Here is a 17,586-nt window from a genome sequence, read left to right as displayed (position 1 = left end):
TAAGGGATTGCGTTTTGCGATAAGAGAAGGCGGTAGAACTGTTGGTTCTGGTGTTGTTTCTGAAATTTTGGAGTGAGAGTTTGAGTTATAGGAGTGTAGCTCAATTGGTAGAGCGCTGGTCTCCAAAACCAGAGGTTGTAGGTTCAATTCCTATCGCTCCTGCATTAATGTTGTGGTGGAAATGTTAAAAAGTTTGTGTGGTTTTTTCTGTGATATAAAGCAAGAAATACGAAGAATTGCTTGGGTAAAGAAACAGGAGGTGTTGTCATCTCTATTTGTTGTAATGATTGTTATATTATGCTTTTCGATTTTCTTCTGTTTTGTGGATTTTATGTCTCTTTACGTAATTAAGGCTTTATTTGGAATTATTTATGGAATGTGAATATAAATGGTATATCATTAAAGTTGATTATGGATATGAGCAAAACATACGCGAATTGGTAAGTAATGCTGTTTATTTTAAGGAAGTGTTTATTCCTTATCAAACGGTATGTAATTCAAAGTCTGATATAAAAGAATTATGTGAAGTGTATGTATATATGCATCTGTGTGATGAAAGCAAAAATATTTTGAATCAAACGCCTGGATTCTGCAGTGGCGAATCTGGTGATTTTGAGATGATTTCAGATGATGAGATAAGTTTAAAGTGTAAAGAATTTAATAGATATAAATGGTATATCTTGAGAGTTGCTTCCAATTGTGAAGAGAAAGTGCGCCAACATATATTGGAAAATTCTATGAGATTGGGTGTTAATGATTACTTTAAGGAAGTTTTTATTCCATATGAAGAGCTAAGTGAAGTAGAGTTGAAATCTAAGAAAATTGCTACACGAAGGAAATGCTTTCCTGGTTATGTCTTTTTATACGTGAATTTATGCGATGAAGTATTGAATTTTATCAATAATATACCAAAATCTCTTAAGGTTTATGGATTTTTGAAAAACGGTAATATTCCAAAGGTGATTTTGGATGATGAGATTCACTCAATGTGTAATGCACTTTATAATGCTCAAGAGACAAAGAAGTTAGGTTATGGTTATGAAAAAGGTGAAAAAGTGAAAATTAATGATGGTCTTTTTCAAAATTTTACTGGTAAGGTAAATATGGTAAACGATGAGAAAAAAATTATTAATGTGGAAGTATCGATTTTAGGTAAGCCGACAATAATAGAGCTTGATCTGGCTCAAGTAGAGAAAATAGAGGATTAATTATGAGTGTTATAGTTGCTAAGATTAACTTACTTATGGAAGCTGGGAAAGCAGTTCCAGGACCGAAAATTGCTTCAGTACTTGGTCCACGTGGTATACCTGTTCCTAAGTTTTGTGAAGCTTTTAATAAAGTTACTAGTGCTGCTAACGCTAATTATAAAGTAGGCGATTTAGTAACAGTGCGAATTTCCATAAAGGATGATCGCTCTCATGATTTTACTGTCAGCGGTCCGCCTGTGGCTTATTTACTTAAGCAGGAGGCTAAATTAAGTAAAAGTTCTGGTAATCCTGGTAAAGAATTAGTGGCTAAATTACCTATGTCTGCTATAATTAAAGTAGCAAAGTGCAAGATGGTTGATATGAAAGTGGATAATGAAGATTCAGCAGTGAAAATGGTTGTAGGCACTGCAAAATCTATGGGTATAGAAGTTGTGGAAGGTTAGGTAAATGAATACATATAATGATAATCCTAAGCAGTGTTTGAAGAAGATTGTTGAGTCTGCTTCAGCAAAATTTAATGAATCAGTTGATATTGCGGTCAATTTAGGCGTAGATTCACGTAAATCTGAAGAGCAGGTGCGTGGTACAGTAGTTTTGCCTAAAGGTATCGGGAAGAATATTAAAGTAGCTGTTTTCGCTCAAGATAAACATTTATTAGAAGCTGAAAAAGCTGGTGCTGATATTGCAGGAGGAGAGGATTTAGTTGAAGAAATAAAAAAAGGTAGAAAGTTAGATGTTGATTGGTGCATTACTACTCCTGATTTTATGGCAAAAATCACTCCTATTGCAAAAGTATTGGGTGCTAAAGGGCTGATGCCTAACCCTAAATTTGGTACTGTGACTTCTAACATTGCAGAAGCTATTAAAACCATTAAGTCTGGTCAGGTAAAATTTAGAACAGATAAAAATGGTGTTATTCATGGTAAATTAGGAAATATTAAATTTGATATTGATGACTTGCTAGAAAATTTAAAAGCCTTTCTTAAAGTAATTAAAGATAATAAACCTATTTCTGCGAAAGGAATTTACTTTAAGGGTGTTTTTTTAAATTCAACTATGGGTAAAGCTTATAAGATAGGCAAAGTGGAAGATATAATTTAAGGGAGTGATACCGTGAAGCGTAAAGATAAGGATGAATTTATACAGAGCACAATAAACGTATTTGTAAATAATGATTTCTTGATATTAGTAAATTTTAAATCTATAAATGCTAATGATTCATTAACTCTGAGGAATAGTCTGAAGTCTATAGCAGGTGGGGTATTAGTAGTTAAAAACACTCTAGCACGCTTGGCTTTGGAAAGGACTGGTAAATTCTCTTATTTATCAGGCAAATTTTCCGGTCCTGTTGCTATTATATACTCTAGTGGCATAGTAGAAGCTGCAAAATTAATAGTTGATTTTACTAATGCTAACAAAGAAAAAATGTCTGTGATTTGCGCAGCTCATTTAAATGAATTGTTAACAGTGGAAGATGTTAATAAACTGGCTAAGTTGCCTTCTCTGGATGAATTGCGTGTTAAAATTATGCGTTTAATATCTTATGATATTCCTGCTCGGTTAGCGTTGTCTATTAATTCATCTTCTATGAGGCTTATGAGAGTTTTGGATTATTATAGTTCTAAAAAATAAATTTGTTGTTAAGTAAGGTGGTAATTATGAGTAATGTAACAAGTGATTTGGTTGATAAAATATTATCTTTAAACCTATTAGAGGCTTCTGAACTTGTAAAAGTTTTAGAAGAGAAAATAGGGTTGCCTGCTGGTTCTTTTCTTGGTGGAGCTGTTGGTGCTGGGGCGCTTATTGGTGATAATGCTGCTGCTCCTGCTGCTCAAGAAAAAGCTGAGTATAAAGTTGTGATTAAAGAAATTGATGCGAGTAAAAAAATAGGAGTTATTAAAGCTGTGAGAGAGGTTAATTCTACATTGGGTTTAAAAGAAGCAAAAGAGTTGGTTGAATCTTTACCTAAAGATTTGACTGCTAATGTTCCTAAAGACGAAGCAGAAAAAATCAAGCAAAAACTTATTGAAGCAGGAGCAACTAAAGTGGAGCTTGAATAATATTTAATGTATTAATTTTATATTGATATAGCTCTTTTAATTAGTTTGGGGTATTTTAATGGTTGATTCTTCTTATATGTACGCTTCTGGTGCTTTTGTTCCTAGAGTTTCTTATTCTAGGTCGATTGATTTAAAAGATTCTTTATTGGATTTGGTTAAGGTTCAAAAAGAATCATATGATTCTTTTACTCCTAAGAATAAGGGTAATGAAAGACTTGAAGTTATCTTTCATACAATCTTTCCAATAAATGATCCTTTGCGTAGGGCTACTATTGAGTTTATAAGTTGTAGGGTAGATGATCCTAAGTATGATGAATCTGAGTGTATAAAGCGTGGTGTAACTTTTTCTGCTCAGGTTATTGCTTCTATACGTCTTGTTGTTATGCAGGATGGTATTTCTCTTGATGAATATAAATCGATTAAAGAGAGTGGAGATCATTCTAAACTTGCAACCGTTGTAAAATCTATAGAAGAGCAGAAAGTCCACTTTTGTGGGTTGCCTATGATGACTGATAAGGGCACTTTCATCATTAATGGTGTGGAAAAAGTTATCGTCTCACAAATGCATAGGTCTCCTGGTGTATTTTTTGATAGCGATAAGGGAAAAACTTACAATTCTGGTAAATTGATCTATTCTGCTAGAATTATTCCTTATAGGGGTTCTTGGCTTGATATTGAATTTGATGTTAAAGACCATTTGTATTTTCGTGTTGATAGAAAAAGAAAATTGCCAATTTCAGTTTTATTAAAGGCGTTGGGTCTATCAAATAATGATATACTCGATAGATTTTATGAGAAAATAAAGTATGTAAAACATAAAGATGGTTGGAAAGTGCCTTTTGTTCCTGATAAATTTAAAGGAGTGAGGCTGCCTTTCGACTTAATGGATATTGAAGGTAATGTGCTGCTTAAAGCTAACGTTCGTATTACCTCAAGACTAGCTAAAAAGCTATATGATAATGAATTGAAAGAGTATCTGGTTCCTTTTAATTCTATATGTGGTTTATTCCTCGCAGAAGATTTAATGGATAGTGCTAGCTCTACGAAAATTTTATCTGCTGGTGAATCTATAAAGCTGGAAGACATAAAGAAGCTTGAGTTATTATCTGTAGATGAAATATCAGTGTTGAACATAGATAATTTGTTTGTTGGACCTTATATATTAAATACGCTTTTCTTAGATGAAAACATGTCTTATCAGGATGCACTATATGAAATATATAGAGTTTTGCGTCCTGGTGAAGTTCCTGTTTTAGAGATAGTAGAAGAGTTTTTCCGTAATCTTTTCTTCAGTCCGGAATATTATGATTTGTCTAACATTGGTAGGTTGAAGCTTAACTCTTACCTTGGATTAAATTATGATGAGGATTTAACTGTTTTAACGCATGAAGATATTATTGAAATTGTGAAAAAAATAGTATTGTTACGTGACGGTCAAGGATCTGTAGATGATATTGATCATTTAGGAAACAGAAGAGTAAGATCAGTTGGAGAGTTTATAGAAAATCAATTTAGAACTGGGTTGTTGAAATTGGAACGCGCAATAGTTGATTCTATGTCCACTTCTAGTTTAGATAAAGTTTCTCCATCTGATTTTATTAATCCAAAAGTGTTAACTAATGTCTTAAGAGATTTCTTCAATTCTTCTCAATTATCTCAATTTATGGATCAGACTAATCCGTTATCTGAAATAACACATAAAAGAAGGTTATCCGCGTTAGGTCCTGGCGGTTTAACAAGAGAACGGGCAGGATTTGAGGTGCGTGATGTTCATCCAACTCATTATGGAAGAATTTGCCCTATTGAGACTCCTGAAGGGCAAAATATAGGGTTAATCAACAGCTTAGCTATATACGCGCGTATTAATAAATATGGTTTCATTGAAAGCCCTTATAGAAAAGTAGTCAATAGGGTTGTTACTGATCAAATTGAGTATCTTTCTGCTATAGACGAAGGCTCACATCATATAGCTGACACTAGCGTAAAGCTTGATGAAAATAATTGCTTTGTTGATGACATGCTATACTGTAGATATGCTGGTAGCTTCGTCATGGTAAGTAGCGACCAAGTTAGTTACATTGACGTATCTCCTAAGCAGGTAATATCAGTTGCAGCTTCCTTGATTCCATTTTTAGAAAATGATGATGCTAATAGAGCATTAATGGGCTCAAATATGCAACGTCAGGCCGTACCTTTATTGAAGCCTACCGCTCCTCTGGTTGCTACTGGTATGGAGTCTTTTGTAGCTTCTGGCTCTGGTGCTGTAGTTTTAGCAAAACGCGATGGCATAGTTGATAGTTCTGATAGTAACTCTATAGTTATACGTGCTTTTGATAAAGAAAGGGTTAACTACTTGGACGTAGATATTTATCATCTAAGGAAATTTCAGCGTTCTAACCATAATACTTGTATTAATCAAAGACCGCTAGTGTGCGTAGGTGATTATGTTAAAAAGGGTGATGTAATAGCTGATGGTCCTGCAATTAACAGTGGTGAGTTGGCGCTTGGTAAAAATTTGCTAGTCGCTTTTATGTCTTGGCAAGGTTATAATTTTGAAGACTCTATTATTATTTCTAGTGAAGTTGTTAAAAAAGATCTCTTTACTTCTATTCATATAGAAGAATTTGACTGTGTTGTACATGATACCCCTTTAGGATCAGAAAAAATAACTCGTGCTATACCTGGTGTTAATGAAGAAAATCTATATCACTTGGATGATAGTGGTATAGTGAAAATTGGTACAAGAGTTGGTCCAGGCTATATTTTGGTAGGTAAAGTTACACCTAAACCTTCTCTTTCATTGCCTCCTGAAACGAAGTTATTAATGACAATTTTTGGTGAAAAGTCATTCGATTGTGCGGATTCCTCTTTATATACATCTCCAGATGTTGAAGGGACAGTAATTGATGTACAAGTCTTTACACGCAGGGGGGTTGAAGAAAATGAAAGGGCATTACTCATCAAACAAAAAGAGATAAATGACTTTGAGGAAGAGCGAGATTATATAATCAATGTTACTAGTGAATATTTCTATGATGAACTGAAGAAACTTCTTATTAATTCTGGTTCTCAAGATCGAGAAAAATTTGACTCTATTGAACGTGAGCAATGGTGGGGTATAGGATTAAAAAACCAATCCATTTCTGAGCAAGTTAAGAGCTTAAAAAAAGATTTTGATGAAAAAGTATCACATGCAATAGCACAGTTTAAGCGAAAAGTAGAAAAATTACATGAAGGTTATGACCTGCCTCAAGGTGTGTCGATGTCAGTAAAAGTTTTCATTGCTGTGAAACATAGTCTGCAACCAGGGGATAAAATGGCTGGTAGACATGGAAATAAAGGTGTGATTTCTCGAGTTGTGCCAGTGGAAGATATGCCTTATTTGGAAGATGGTACTCCTGTTGATATTATTCTTAACCCTCTTGGTGTTCCTTCACGAATGAATGTAGGGCAAATACTGGAAACGCATGTAGGTTGGGCTTGTAGAAAATTAGGGGAAAAGGTAAGTAATATTCTCGATGAGATCAATAAGATCAAAAGTGCTTTTTGCAAGGGAATTAGGTCCCTTAACGATGATAATTTTACACAATTTGCAGTAGCATACCTTGATAATAAAAAAATTGAAAATATTGATGATGATGAAATAACGGCTTCTGTTTTAAATACACCTAATAAGAATGCACTAAATGACGAGTTGAATGAGTTAGTAGAGAACTATTTGAACTCTTGTAAAAGTTCATACAGCAATTTACGTAACTTCCTGATTGAGGTTTATAGCTATGGCAGTAACGTATCTATCTGTAATGATATTCGTAATATTAGTGATAATAATCTCATTGAATTTGCACGCAAATTACGTGATGGCGTTCCTGTTGCTGCACCTGTATTTGAGGGTCCAAAAGATGAACAAATAGCAAAATTATTTGAACTTGCTGGTTTAGATAACTCTGGACAAGCTGTATTATATGACGGTTGCAGTGGTGAAAAATTCGACCGCAAGGTTACAGTTGGTTACATGTACATGCTTAAGTTGCACCACTTGGTTGATGGTAAAATTCATGCGCGTTCAGTAGGGCCTTATAGTTTGGTTACTCAACAACCTCTTGGAGGAAAATCTCATTTTGGTGGTCAGCGTTTTGGTGAAATGGAATGTTGGGCATTACAAGCCTATGGTGCTGCTTATACTTTGCAGGAAATGTTAACTGTGAAGTCTGATGATATTAATGGTAGAGTTAAGATTTATGAATCGATAATAAAAGGTGACAGTAATTTTGAATGTGGAATTCCTGAATCCTTTAATGTGATGATAAAAGAACTACGTTCTTTATGTTTAAATGTAGATTTAAAGCAAAATGATGTAGTGATTGAAGATATATCTCACACTAACATTGCACAACCTTTTAATGAGGTTAGCATATCGATTGCTAGCCCTGAAAGTATTAAGCGTATATCTTGTGGTGAGATAGAAGATGTTTCAACTGCAAATTATCGTACGTTCAAAGTTGAGAAAGGTGGATTATTTTGCCCTAAGGTTTTTGGCCCTGTCAATGACGATGAATGTTTATGTGGAAAATACAAAAAAAGAAGACACAGAGGTCGCATATGCGAAAAATGCGGAGTAGAAGTTACATCTTCTAAAGTAAGAAGAGAAAGGATGGGTCATATAGAGCTTGCATCTCCTGTTGCTCATATATGGTTTTTGAAATCGCTTCCTTCAAGAATTGGAGCATTATTGGATATGTCTCTCAGAGATATTGAGAATATTTTATATAGCGATAATTATATCGTAATAGATCCTCTTGTTTCGCCTTTTGAAAAAGGTGAGATTATTAGTGAAAAAGCTTATAATGAAGCTAAAGATAGCTATGGGATCGATAGTTTTGTAGCTATGCAAGGTGTTGAAGCTATAAGAGAGTTGCTAACGCGCCTTGATTTACATGAAATTAGGAAGGATTTAAGACTAGAATTAGAATCTGTTGCTTCTGAGATAAGAAGAAAGAAAATTATAAAGAGATTGCGTATTGTTGAAAACTTCATTAAATCTGGAAATAGGCCTGAGTGGATGATACTTACAACTATACCTATTTTACCACCTGATTTGCGTCCTTTGGTATCGCTTGAGAGTGGTCGTCCTGCAGTTTCTGATCTGAATCATCATTATAGGACTATTATTAATAGAAATAACAGGTTGAGGAAATTGTTGAGCTTAAATCCTCCTGAGATTATGATTCGTAATGAAAAAAGGATGTTACAAGAAGCAGTTGATTCTCTTTTTGATAATAGTCGTCGTAATACTTTGGTAAATAAAGCTGGTGCTGTTGGATATAAAAAGTCCATTAGTGATATGTTAAAAGGAAAACAGGGTCGTTTTCGCCAGAACCTCTTAGGAAAAAGGGTAGACTACTCTGGACGTTCTGTAATAGTTGTTGGTCCAACTTTGAAACTAAATCAGTGTGGATTACCAAAAAGAATGGCTCTTGAACTATTCAAACCTTTTGTTTACTCAAAGCTTAAGATGTATGGTATGGCTCCAACTATTAAGTTTGCTAGTAAGTTGATAAGAGCAGAAAAACCAGAAGTTTGGGATATGCTTGAAGAGGTAATAAAAGAGCATCCTGTTTTGTTGAATAGAGCGCCTACGCTACATAGACTTGGTATTCAGGCTTTTGAGCCAATCCTTATTGAAGGCAAAGCAATACAGCTTCATCCGCTTGTCTGTACGGCGTTTAATGCTGATTTTGATGGTGATCAAATGGCAGTGCATGTGCCAATTTCATTGGAAGCTCAGCTTGAAGCTAGGGTGTTGATGATGTCCACTAATAACGTTTTAAGTCCTTCTAATGGCAGACCGATTATAGTTCCTAGTAAAGATATAGTACTTGGTATATATTATCTGACTTTACAAGAACCTAAGGAAGATAATTTACCATCTTTTGGTGCTTTTTGTGAAGTTGAGCATTCCTTGAGTGATGGTACTTTACATATTCATTCTAGTATAAAGTATAGGATGGAGTATATTAATAGCAGCGGTGAAACTCACTATAAAACTGTTTGTACAACTCCTGGCCGTTTAATATTATGGCAAATTTTTCCTAAGCATGAGAATCTAGGCTTCGATCTAATAAATCAGATATTAACAGTCAAGGAAATAACTGGTATAGTTGATTTGGTATATCGTAACTGTGGTCAAAGTGCTACAGTGGCATTTTCTGATAAATTAATGGTACTTGGCTTTGAGTATGCCACATTTTCTGGTGTCTCTTTTGGTCGTTGTGATATGGTTATACCTGAAACTAAAGCTACACATGTTGATCACGCGAGGGGTGAAATTAAGAAATTCTCTATGCAATATCAAGATGGGCTAATAACTAGAAGTGAGAGGTATAACAAGGTTATAGATGAATGGTCTAAGTGTACGGATATGATAGCTAATGATATGTTAAAAGCAATATCTATATATGATGGAAATAGTAAGTACAACTCAGTGTATATGATGGTTAACTCTGGTGCAAGGGGTTCTACTTCACAGATGAAACAGCTAGCAGGAATGCGAGGGCTCATGACCAAACCTTCTGGTGAGATTATAGAAACACCTATAATTTCTAATTTCCGTGAAGGATTGAACGTATTTGAATACTTTAATTCTACTCACGGTGCGCGTAAAGGTTTAGCTGACACTGCACTTAAAACTGCAAACTCTGGATACTTAACTCGTCGTTTAGTTGATGTATCTCAAAATTGCATAGTTACAAAGCATGACTGTAAAACAAAAAATGGTCTTGTTGTGAGAGCTACAGTTGAAGGAAGTACTATAGTTGCATCTCTAGAGAGTGTTGTGCTGGGTAGAACAGCTGCAAATGATATATATAACCCAGTGACAAAAGAATTATTAGTAAAAGCAGGGGAATTAATTGATGAGGATAAAGTAAAGCAAATCAGCATTGCAGGTCTTGATGTTGTAAAAATTAGATCGCCTTTAACTTGTGAAATAAGTCCTGGTGTATGTTCTTTATGTTATGGAAGAGACCTTGCAACTGGTAAAATTGTTTCAATAGGTGAAGCAGTTGGTGTTATAGCTGCTCAATCTGTTGGAGAGCCAGGTACTCAGTTAACGATGCGTACTTTTCATATAGGTGGAGTAATGACTAGAGGCGTTGAATCCTCGAATATTATAGCTTCTATTAATGCTAAAATAAAGTTAAACAATAGTAATATAATTATAGATAGAAACGGAAATAAAATTGTGATAAGCCGTTCCTGTGAAGTCGTGTTGATTGATAGCCTTGGTAGTGAGAAGTTGAAGCACAGTGTACCTTACGGCGCTAAGCTTTATGTAGATGAGAGTGGGTCAGTAAAAATTGGCGATAAAGTTGCGGAATGGGATCCTTATACATTGCCTATTATCACGGAGAAGACTGGTACAGTGTCTTATCAGGACTTAAAAGATGGAATTTCGATCACTGAAGTGATGGATGAATCTACAGGAATATCAAGCAAAGTAGTAAAAGACTGGAAATTGCATTCTGGTGGAGCTAATTTACGTCCTCGTATTGTGCTGCTTGACGATAATGGTAAAGTAATGACACTCGCAAGTGGCGTTGAAGCATGTTATTTTATACCAATCGGTGCAGTGCTCAATGTACAAGATGGCCAGAAGGTTCATGCAGGTGATGTTATTACAAGAACACCAAGAGAGTCAGTTAAAACTCGTGATATTACTGGTGGTTTACCGAGGGTTATAGAGTTATTTGAAGCACGTCGTCCTAAAGAGCATGCTATTGTTAGTGAGATAGATGGCTATGTAGCGTTTTCTGAAAAAGACCGTAGAGGAAAACGCAGTATATTAATTAAACCTGTAGATGAACAAATTTCTCCAGTTGAATATTTGGTATCAAGAAGTAAGCATGTAATAGTCAATGAAGGTGATTTTGTACGTAAAGGTGATCTATTGATGGATGGTGACCCTGATCTCCATGATATTTTACGTGTGCTTGGGTTAGAAGCTTTAGCGCACTATATGATTTCTGAAATACAGCAAGTTTATAGATTGCAGGGTGTTCGTATAGACAATAAGCATTTAGAGGTGATCTTAAAACAAATGCTACAAAAAGTGGAAATTACTGATCCTGGTGATACTATGTACTTGGTTGGCGAAAGCATTGACAAGCTGGAAGTTGATAGGGAAAATGATGCTATGAGTAACTCTGGCAAACGGTCTACTCATTATCTTCCTATTCTGCAGGGGATTACTAGGGCAAGTCTTGAAACTAGCTCCTTTATTTCTGCTGCCTCTTTCCAAGAGACAACAAAAGTACTTACAGAAGCAGCATTCTGCGGGAAGAGTGATCCTTTAAGTGGATTAAAAGAAAATGTTATAGTAGGAAGATTAATTCCTGCTGGTACAGGTTTGATTATGAATAAGATCAGAGCACTTTCACTTTGTGATAATGTGGATAAATATGAAAAATATTTTGATATTGAAACTTATGACGAGGAATGGTTGATGGATAATGGTTGTCATTTACACTCTGGTGAGGAAGAGAGCGTAGTGGCATACGATCAGTCGAATTGAGTACAGCTAGTGTGTCTCTTGACCAAAAAAGCCAATAATATTTTCTTTCACTTCTGTGCTATCTGTCATGTTATTTACTCTCACACGAAATTCAGATGAGCCTTGAAGCCCGCTACTGTACCAACCTATGTGTTTGCGGGCCATCTTTATTCCTGTGTCATTTCCATAGTACTCAAGAATATTGTCGTAATGCTCGAGTATGATGCTTAATCTCTCTGAAGCTGTTGGCTCAGAAGTTTCACTTCCACTGAGAAAGTTCATTGCTTGATTAATCAGCCAAGGTTTACCGTAGGCACCACGACCTATCATCACTCCGTCTGCTCCAGATTCTTTGAGAGCATTCTGAATATCATTTAAATTTTTAATATCGCCATTTACTATAACTGGAATTTTCACTTGCTCTTTAACATTTCTAACGAATTTCCAATCTGCTTGACCATTATAAAGCTGCGCTCTTGTTCTTCCATGCACAGTGATCATTTTTGCTCCTAAGTCTTCGGCAATTTTCGCAAGTCTCGGGGCATTGCGATTTTCATCGTTCCATCCAGTGCGCATTTTCACCGTAACTGGCATATTCACTGCTTTGACCACAGCTTCAATTATCTCAGCGGCTTTTTTCTCATCACGCATTAGCGCTGATCCTGCATAACCGTTTACAACTTTTTTAACAGGGCAACCAAAGTTTATGTCTATAATTTTTGCTCCCATGTCCTCGTTTAATTTTGCAGCCTCCGCCATAACATCTGGCTCACACCCAGCAAGCTGCACAGCAGTTAATGCATCGACTTTTGCTTTTTGCAAACTCTGGCGAGTTTGCATAATCATAGCTCTGCTTGCGATCATCTCTGAAACTAACAAACTTGCACCAAGTTTCTTCACAATACTTCTAAACGGATAATCAGTCACTCCAGACATTGGAGCTAAAATAACTGGAGAATCAATTGTCAAATTTCCTACTTGTAGGGACATATATTCTATGTGTTCAAACCTAGCGCATTTACACATACTGTTACAACACTTTGTATAGCCGAACTTACTTTTTCCATAAGAGAAGGCTCTACCTCTACTATCTCAGCTCTCTCATAATGACCAGGTGCCAAGTATACCGTTTCTTGTTCTTTATTTCCCCATAGCTCGTTGTTCTGCTGATAACCTTCATTTATCATTCCCGCATTTGGCAGAAACAATGTATTTACATCATTACCATTATTTTTATAGTAGACGTCAATTTCAATATTAGCCAGCGAAGCTAAGATAGAAATTTCTTCTATGAAAACATGGTAACTTTGGCTGCTGATTGCCTCTAGATAAGATCTATAAATGGATTTGCCATTGAGAAAAGAATTTGCTGCAGTATCACTATTATAATTTCTATCATATTTTCTTTCACTAATATTGAGATTACTAGCACTAATGCTTCTTAAATCACCTATAACTTCATTTTCTTTTAATGTTGTAAGACAACATAACTTTTTTATTAATTTATTAGTCTTTTTTTTGATCTTCTCTACCCGTCTGTTTGTATGCTGAACCAAATCTTTTATTGAGTCCGACATACCAATCAAATGATTTGGATTTTCTAAGAATGCACCAAAAACTTTCTGCATCTGTCCCTTCAATAACTCAGGCATCCTTGGATCATTCAAAGAGTTAAATTGACTTAAAAATTTGTGCCATTCCATTCTCATATCTTGTGCTTTTTCAGTTTTATATTGACCAGAGCTATTATCACCAAATACCGCATGGAAAAAGCAGTTGCCATCACCTGTAGTATTATATTGAACAATTTTTGTTTGCTTACTTTCTACTGAATCTAAACTTACTCCGCTATCTTTACGACTTATATTTCCTGGACTACCTAATACAGGGCTTGGCGTGCCAGCCCTGCTTTGTTCATCCTTTTTCAACGCTTTTGCAAATTCTTTTCTCTTCTCTATTAATTGCTCTGAACTAAGTTCATATTTTAGCTGATCATCAATTTCATCAAACGATTTGCCTGCTTTCAGCATATCTGTAATTTTCTTAGCATTCTCTAAGGCAAATATTCCACAATTATACTTATCATCTTGTTGTTTAGCTTTTGAGTTTCTAATACTACTATTGTCTATTCCTAGAGTTTTCTGTAGCGCACTTGATACCTCTTCTGGTAATGGTTCACCAAATGAATCGCAATAATATGCTCTAAACTTTTTACTCTTTTCATCATGAGAAATAACCAATGTTACCCAATGATTGTTATTTAAGTTAAGAATTGAAGATAATACTAAATTGTTATCCCCTTTTACTTTATCTTTATATTCTTGCAATCGGTTCCCCAGAAAAGATGTAAGATTATCGAGGCAAGAAAAGAACACTCCTTTGGAAAATTCCCTGTGACCTTTTTTACGATATGGCATCCATCCATAGTAACTTTTTGCAATCTCTGCAATATCAAAATTACTTAACCAAAATTTATAATCTTCTTTTTTATTTGTCTTATATACAAAAGAATCCTTATTTTCTTTGCAGTCAAAAATACCACTATCCCTATCAGGAGTTTTCGGTCTTGCTTGCTTTTCTGGAGTCTTGCCTTGCAAATCTTGTAGTTCTGTATCTTTTTCTTCACTCTTTTCCCCCTTTGAAGCTCTTTTTCCATTAATATAGTTCTTCGCTAAGTAAAATAAAGGTTCAACAACCATTTTGTATGCTACTGTAAGAATTATTCCCATTAAAACCCAAACTACGGGGTTAGAGATGAGCATAGCAAGTGGAAAGGTCAATAGAGGGGATCCTATTACCGCCCCTAAACAGCCAGCAGCGAATGTGGCTGCTAGGCATACACAAGTAGCGTAGATAACGAATTCCTCACCAGCAAAGTCAGTGCTCTCTTTCTGATTATTTTTTGTAATACCCAACATACTACACCCTATGAACGCTAAGTTAATTAAATTTTAACAAATTCTAACAAAAAAATCAACCATAATAATTTTAGTAGTATGAGAATATATTGAATATTAAGAGCTTTTGGAGTACAGTAACAATGTTAGTAATAGCACAATATATGCACGATATAGAATATATACGCAAAAACCCTGAAGGATTTGAAAAGGCAATGAAAAGCAGGGGAATTAGAGAATCTACTGCGGAAGAGATATTAGAAATCGATCACGAGAAAAGATCATTAACCACTAAACTGCAGGATTTGAATAGGCAGCGCAATGAAATCACAGAGGAAATAAAAAAGCTTAAAATGAGCAAGAGCCCCTGTGAAGAGCAAATAGAGTTGTCAAAAAGCATCACAAATGAGATAGAGGCAATCAGCTTAAAAGAACAAGCAGAAAAGGATAAGTTAGTGAATGTTTTATCTAACTTGCCGAATATTCCTGCGCAAGATGTGCCAATAGGCGCAGATGAGAACTCTAATTTAGAGGTGAGAAGATATGGAGGAAAAAGACAGTTTGATTTTGTACCAGAATCTCATTATGAACTCGGAGAAAAATTAGGTTTAATAGACTTCGAACAAGCGGCGAGAATTTCCGGATCAAGATTTACGATATTAAAAGGACAGTTAGCTAAGCTTGGACGAGCGCTAATAAATTGTATGCTTGAAATGCATGTTAATGAATTTGGCTATACTGAGGTGTACCACCCGGCTTTGGTGAAAAACGAAGCTATGTATAATGTTGGTCAGCTACCGAAATTTTCTGACGATTCGTATTTAACTACCGACGAATTGAGGTTGATTCCCACAAGTGAAGTGTTTTTAACAAATTTAGTTGCTGACAAAATAATGGAAGAAAAAGAACTGCCTATTCGCTTTACTGCATATTCGGAGTGCTTTCGTAAAGAAGCAGGTAGTGCAGGTCGCGATACCAGGGGCATGATAAGGCAACACCAATTTGGTAAAGTGGAGTTGGTAAGCATCACAACTGAAGACCAATCAAATGATGAGCTTGAGGGTATGACGAGTGTTGCTGAAGAGATATTAAAAAAATTAGAATTGCCATACAGAGTAATGCTGCTTTGCAGTGGCGATATGGGTTTTGCTGCACAAAGGACTTATGACATAGAGGTATGGTTACCTGGGCAAAATAAATATAGAGAAATATCAAGCTGCTCAAATTGTGGTGCATTTCAAGCAAGAAGGATGAACGCTAAATACTCTTCAGAAACTGATAAAAAGATAAAAAAATATGTTCACACTTTAAACGGCTCAGCTTTAGCTATAGGAAGAACGATTATTGCCATAATGGAGAATTATCAAAATTCTGACGGGTCGATTGCAATACCAAACGTGTTGCAAAAATACATGAGTAATGATACTGTTATAAGCAAATAATAATTTTGACATATAGAAAAGCGAGGAAATAAAGATGAAGGTTCTGGTTATAGGTTCTGGTGGGCGTGAGCACGCTCTACTTTGGGCTCTAAAAAAATCTCCTATCTTGACTGAGTTATATGTAACTCCTGGTCGCCAAGCTATGAAAGATCTTGGGGCTCTTGTGGATGTAAATATTCAAAATTCAGTGGATGTTACACAATTTTGCAAGAGAGAAAATATAGAGTTGGTTGTTATTGGTCCAGAACAACCAATAATTGATGGGCTTGCTGATGATTTAGTTGCAGAGGGAATAAATGTTTTTGCTCCAAGTCAAGCAACTGCAAAACTTGAGGGATCGAAGTCTTTCACCAAGGGACTATGTAAACGATATGGTATACCAACTGCCAAGTACGAGTGTTTTGTTGATGAAGGGTTAGCTAAAGATTTTGTACGTAGCAATAAAATAAAGTTTCCACTTGTAGTGAAAGCAAATGGAATTGCAGCAGGAAAAGGGGTGGTTATATGTAATACAGAAAGCGAAGCTTTTTCAGCAATAAATTCAATGCTAGTGGAGAAAAAATTTGGTGAATCAGGTGAAGAAATAATCATAGAAGAGTTTTTAGTTGGAGAAGAAGTAAGTTTTTTTGCTCTTATTGATGGGTTGAAAGTAGTAACTCTTGGGTGTGCAAAAGATTATAAGAGAGTTGATGAAAGTAATGAAAGCCAAAATACTGGAGGTATGGGGTCGTACTCATCACCTTCAATTATAAGTAAGGACATGGAGCAAAAAATTATCCAAAAAATAATATACCCTACAGCTCAAGCATTGGTTAACATGGGTACGTCTTATAAAGGAGTACTCTTTGCTGGTTTAATGATTTGCAAAGATAGCCCAAAACTTCTCGAGTATAACGTTAGATTCGGTGATCCAGAAACGCAATCTATATTACCTAGATTTGATTCAAATTGCGATTTGTTAAAATTGATGTTGTCAGTTGCAGAAGGAAAGTTAAATGTCAAAATGGTGGAACTTAACAACAAATCTACAGTTTGTGTAGTTGTTGCAAGTAAAGGCTATCCGGGTGATTATCAAAAGGGAGAAGTAATTAAAGGATTAGATAAGATTGAAAGCATTCCTGGTGTGTTGGTGTTTCATGCTGGTACTAAATTCGATGAAAGTGGTAACTTAGTTTCCGATGGCGGAAGAGTGCTAAATATAGTAGCAGAAGGGAGCACTATAGAGGAAGCCAAAAGTAAGGTGTACTCAGCATTAAATTTTTTAGAATGGCCAGGGGGCTTCTTCAGATACGATATCGGTAGTTAATGTTAGCTGTCGGTTAGCAGGTGGTTCACAGAAACGAAAAACTTCCTTGACAAACTCCGCCAGCCCCCTTATCATGAAACTGAAGCTATTGTATTTGCTTTCGCCAATCTGCAGATTAAAAG

12 protein-coding genes and 1 tRNA gene are annotated in these 17,586 nt (G+C 35.5%); 11 read left to right on the top strand and 2 right to left on the bottom strand.

Going from position 1 to position 17,586, the window contains the following annotated elements; genetic code table 11:
• The 9 genes from WOCAOBSORBRA_RS02070 to WOCAOBSORBRA_RS02030 form a co-directional block, all read left to right on the top strand.
• Positions 1 to 76 (top strand): EF-Tu C-terminal domain-related protein (locus tag WOCAOBSORBRA_RS02070; RefSeq protein WP_174515765.1); only part of this gene is annotated, 76 nt, incomplete at its 5' end.
• Between the two features lie 13 nt (positions 77 to 89).
• A tRNA-Trp gene (locus WOCAOBSORBRA_RS02065) sits at positions 90 to 162 on the top strand.
• Between the two features lie 10 nt (positions 163 to 172).
• Positions 173 to 382: a preprotein translocase subunit SecE gene (secE, locus tag WOCAOBSORBRA_RS02060; RefSeq protein ID WP_006279543.1), complete on the top strand. Its 210-nt coding sequence runs from the start codon at positions 173 to 175 to the stop codon at positions 380 to 382.
• A complete protein-coding gene (nusG, locus tag WOCAOBSORBRA_RS02055) occupies positions 372 to 1,208 on the top strand; it encodes a transcription termination/antitermination protein NusG (RefSeq protein WP_070356705.1) in 837 nt (278 codons plus the stop codon). Before secE ends, nusG begins: the two co-directional genes overlap by 11 nt.
• Before the next feature lie 2 nt (positions 1,209 to 1,210).
• The gene (locus WOCAOBSORBRA_RS02050) at positions 1,211 to 1,651 is read left to right on the top strand and encodes a 50S ribosomal protein L11 (protein WP_006279541.1); all 441 of its coding nucleotides are present in this window, start codon (positions 1,211 to 1,213) and stop codon (positions 1,649 to 1,651) included.
• Positions 1,652 to 1,655: 4 nt separating this feature from the next.
• The gene (gene rplA, locus WOCAOBSORBRA_RS02045) at positions 1,656 to 2,309 is read left to right on the top strand and encodes a 50S ribosomal protein L1 (protein ID WP_065094732.1); all 654 of its coding nucleotides are present in this window, start codon (positions 1,656 to 1,658) and stop codon (positions 2,307 to 2,309) included.
• Between the two features lie 12 nt (positions 2,310 to 2,321).
• Positions 2,322 to 2,840 (top strand): 50S ribosomal protein L10, encoded by a 519-nt coding sequence (rplJ, locus tag WOCAOBSORBRA_RS02040; protein ID WP_006279539.1) that lies wholly within the window; start codon positions 2,322 to 2,324, stop codon positions 2,838 to 2,840.
• A 26-nt stretch (positions 2,841 to 2,866) separates the two neighbouring features.
• A complete protein-coding gene (rplL, locus tag WOCAOBSORBRA_RS02035; protein WP_155968248.1) occupies positions 2,867 to 3,268 on the top strand; it encodes a 50S ribosomal protein L7/L12 in 402 nt (133 codons plus the stop codon).
• A gap of 58 nt (positions 3,269 to 3,326) precedes the next feature.
• Positions 3,327 to 11,840, top strand: coding sequence for a DNA-directed RNA polymerase subunit beta/beta' (locus tag WOCAOBSORBRA_RS02030; protein WP_012673039.1), 8,514 nt, complete (start codon positions 3,327 to 3,329; stop codon positions 11,838 to 11,840).
• 6 nt (positions 11,841 to 11,846) lie between these two features.
• Here WOCAOBSORBRA_RS02030 and dusB read toward each other — a convergent pair whose 3' ends face one another.
• Complete coding sequence (gene dusB, locus WOCAOBSORBRA_RS02025) at positions 11,847 to 12,809, bottom strand: tRNA dihydrouridine synthase DusB (RefSeq protein WP_012673040.1); 963 nt, start codon at positions 12,807 to 12,809, stop codon at positions 11,847 to 11,849.
• 5 nt (positions 12,810 to 12,814) lie between these two features.
• The gene (locus WOCAOBSORBRA_RS02020; protein ID WP_155968252.1) at positions 12,815 to 14,737 is read right to left on the bottom strand and encodes a Ulp1 family isopeptidase; all 1,923 of its coding nucleotides are present in this window, start codon (positions 14,735 to 14,737) and stop codon (positions 12,815 to 12,817) included.
• A gap of 143 nt (positions 14,738 to 14,880) precedes the next feature.
• Between WOCAOBSORBRA_RS02020 and serS the strand changes: the two genes are divergently transcribed.
• Both serS and purD read left to right on the top strand, forming a co-directional pair.
• Positions 14,881 to 16,158 (top strand): serine--tRNA ligase, encoded by a 1,278-nt coding sequence (serS, locus tag WOCAOBSORBRA_RS02015; protein ID WP_155968254.1) that lies wholly within the window; start codon positions 14,881 to 14,883, stop codon positions 16,156 to 16,158.
• Positions 16,159 to 16,192: 34 nt separating this feature from the next.
• Positions 16,193 to 17,464 (top strand): phosphoribosylamine--glycine ligase, encoded by a 1,272-nt coding sequence (purD, locus tag WOCAOBSORBRA_RS02010; RefSeq protein WP_138264878.1) that lies wholly within the window; start codon positions 16,193 to 16,195, stop codon positions 17,462 to 17,464.
• Positions 17,465 to 17,586: the final 122 nt, after the last annotated feature.

The sequence above is a fragment of the Wolbachia endosymbiont of Cardiocondyla obscurior genome (assembly GCF_902713635.1).
Classification (GTDB): Bacteria; Pseudomonadota; Alphaproteobacteria; order Rickettsiales; family Anaplasmataceae; genus Wolbachia; species Wolbachia pipientis.
The sequence above is the reverse complement of the archived record's forward strand: the minus strand, read 5'-3'. Positions and strand labels throughout refer to the sequence as shown.

What these genes read in the sequence shown, in the direction of transcription:
- WOCAOBSORBRA_RS02050 (WP_006279541.1), top strand. Translation starts at nt 1,211, where the DNA reads ATGAGTGTTATAGTTGCTAAGATTAACTTACTTATGGAAGCTGGGAAA.
- nusG (WP_070356705.1), top strand. Translation starts at nt 372, where the DNA reads ATGGAATGTGAATATAAATGGTATATCATTAAAGTTGATTATGGATAT.
- WOCAOBSORBRA_RS02020 (WP_155968252.1), bottom strand. Translation starts at nt 14,737, where the DNA reads ATGTTGGGTATTACAAAAAATAATCAGAAAGAGAGCACTGACTTTGCT.
- dusB (WP_012673040.1), bottom strand. Translation starts at nt 12,809, where the DNA reads ATGTCCCTACAAGTAGGAAATTTGACAATTGATTCTCCAGTTATTTTA.
- serS (WP_155968254.1), top strand. Translation starts at nt 14,881, where the DNA reads ATGCACGATATAGAATATATACGCAAAAACCCTGAAGGATTTGAAAAG.
- purD (WP_138264878.1), top strand. Translation starts at nt 16,193, where the DNA reads ATGAAGGTTCTGGTTATAGGTTCTGGTGGGCGTGAGCACGCTCTACTT.
- rplA (WP_065094732.1), top strand. Translation starts at nt 1,656, where the DNA reads ATGAATACATATAATGATAATCCTAAGCAGTGTTTGAAGAAGATTGTT.
- WOCAOBSORBRA_RS02030 (WP_012673039.1), top strand. Translation starts at nt 3,327, where the DNA reads ATGGTTGATTCTTCTTATATGTACGCTTCTGGTGCTTTTGTTCCTAGA.
- rplL (WP_155968248.1), top strand. Translation starts at nt 2,867, where the DNA reads ATGAGTAATGTAACAAGTGATTTGGTTGATAAAATATTATCTTTAAAC.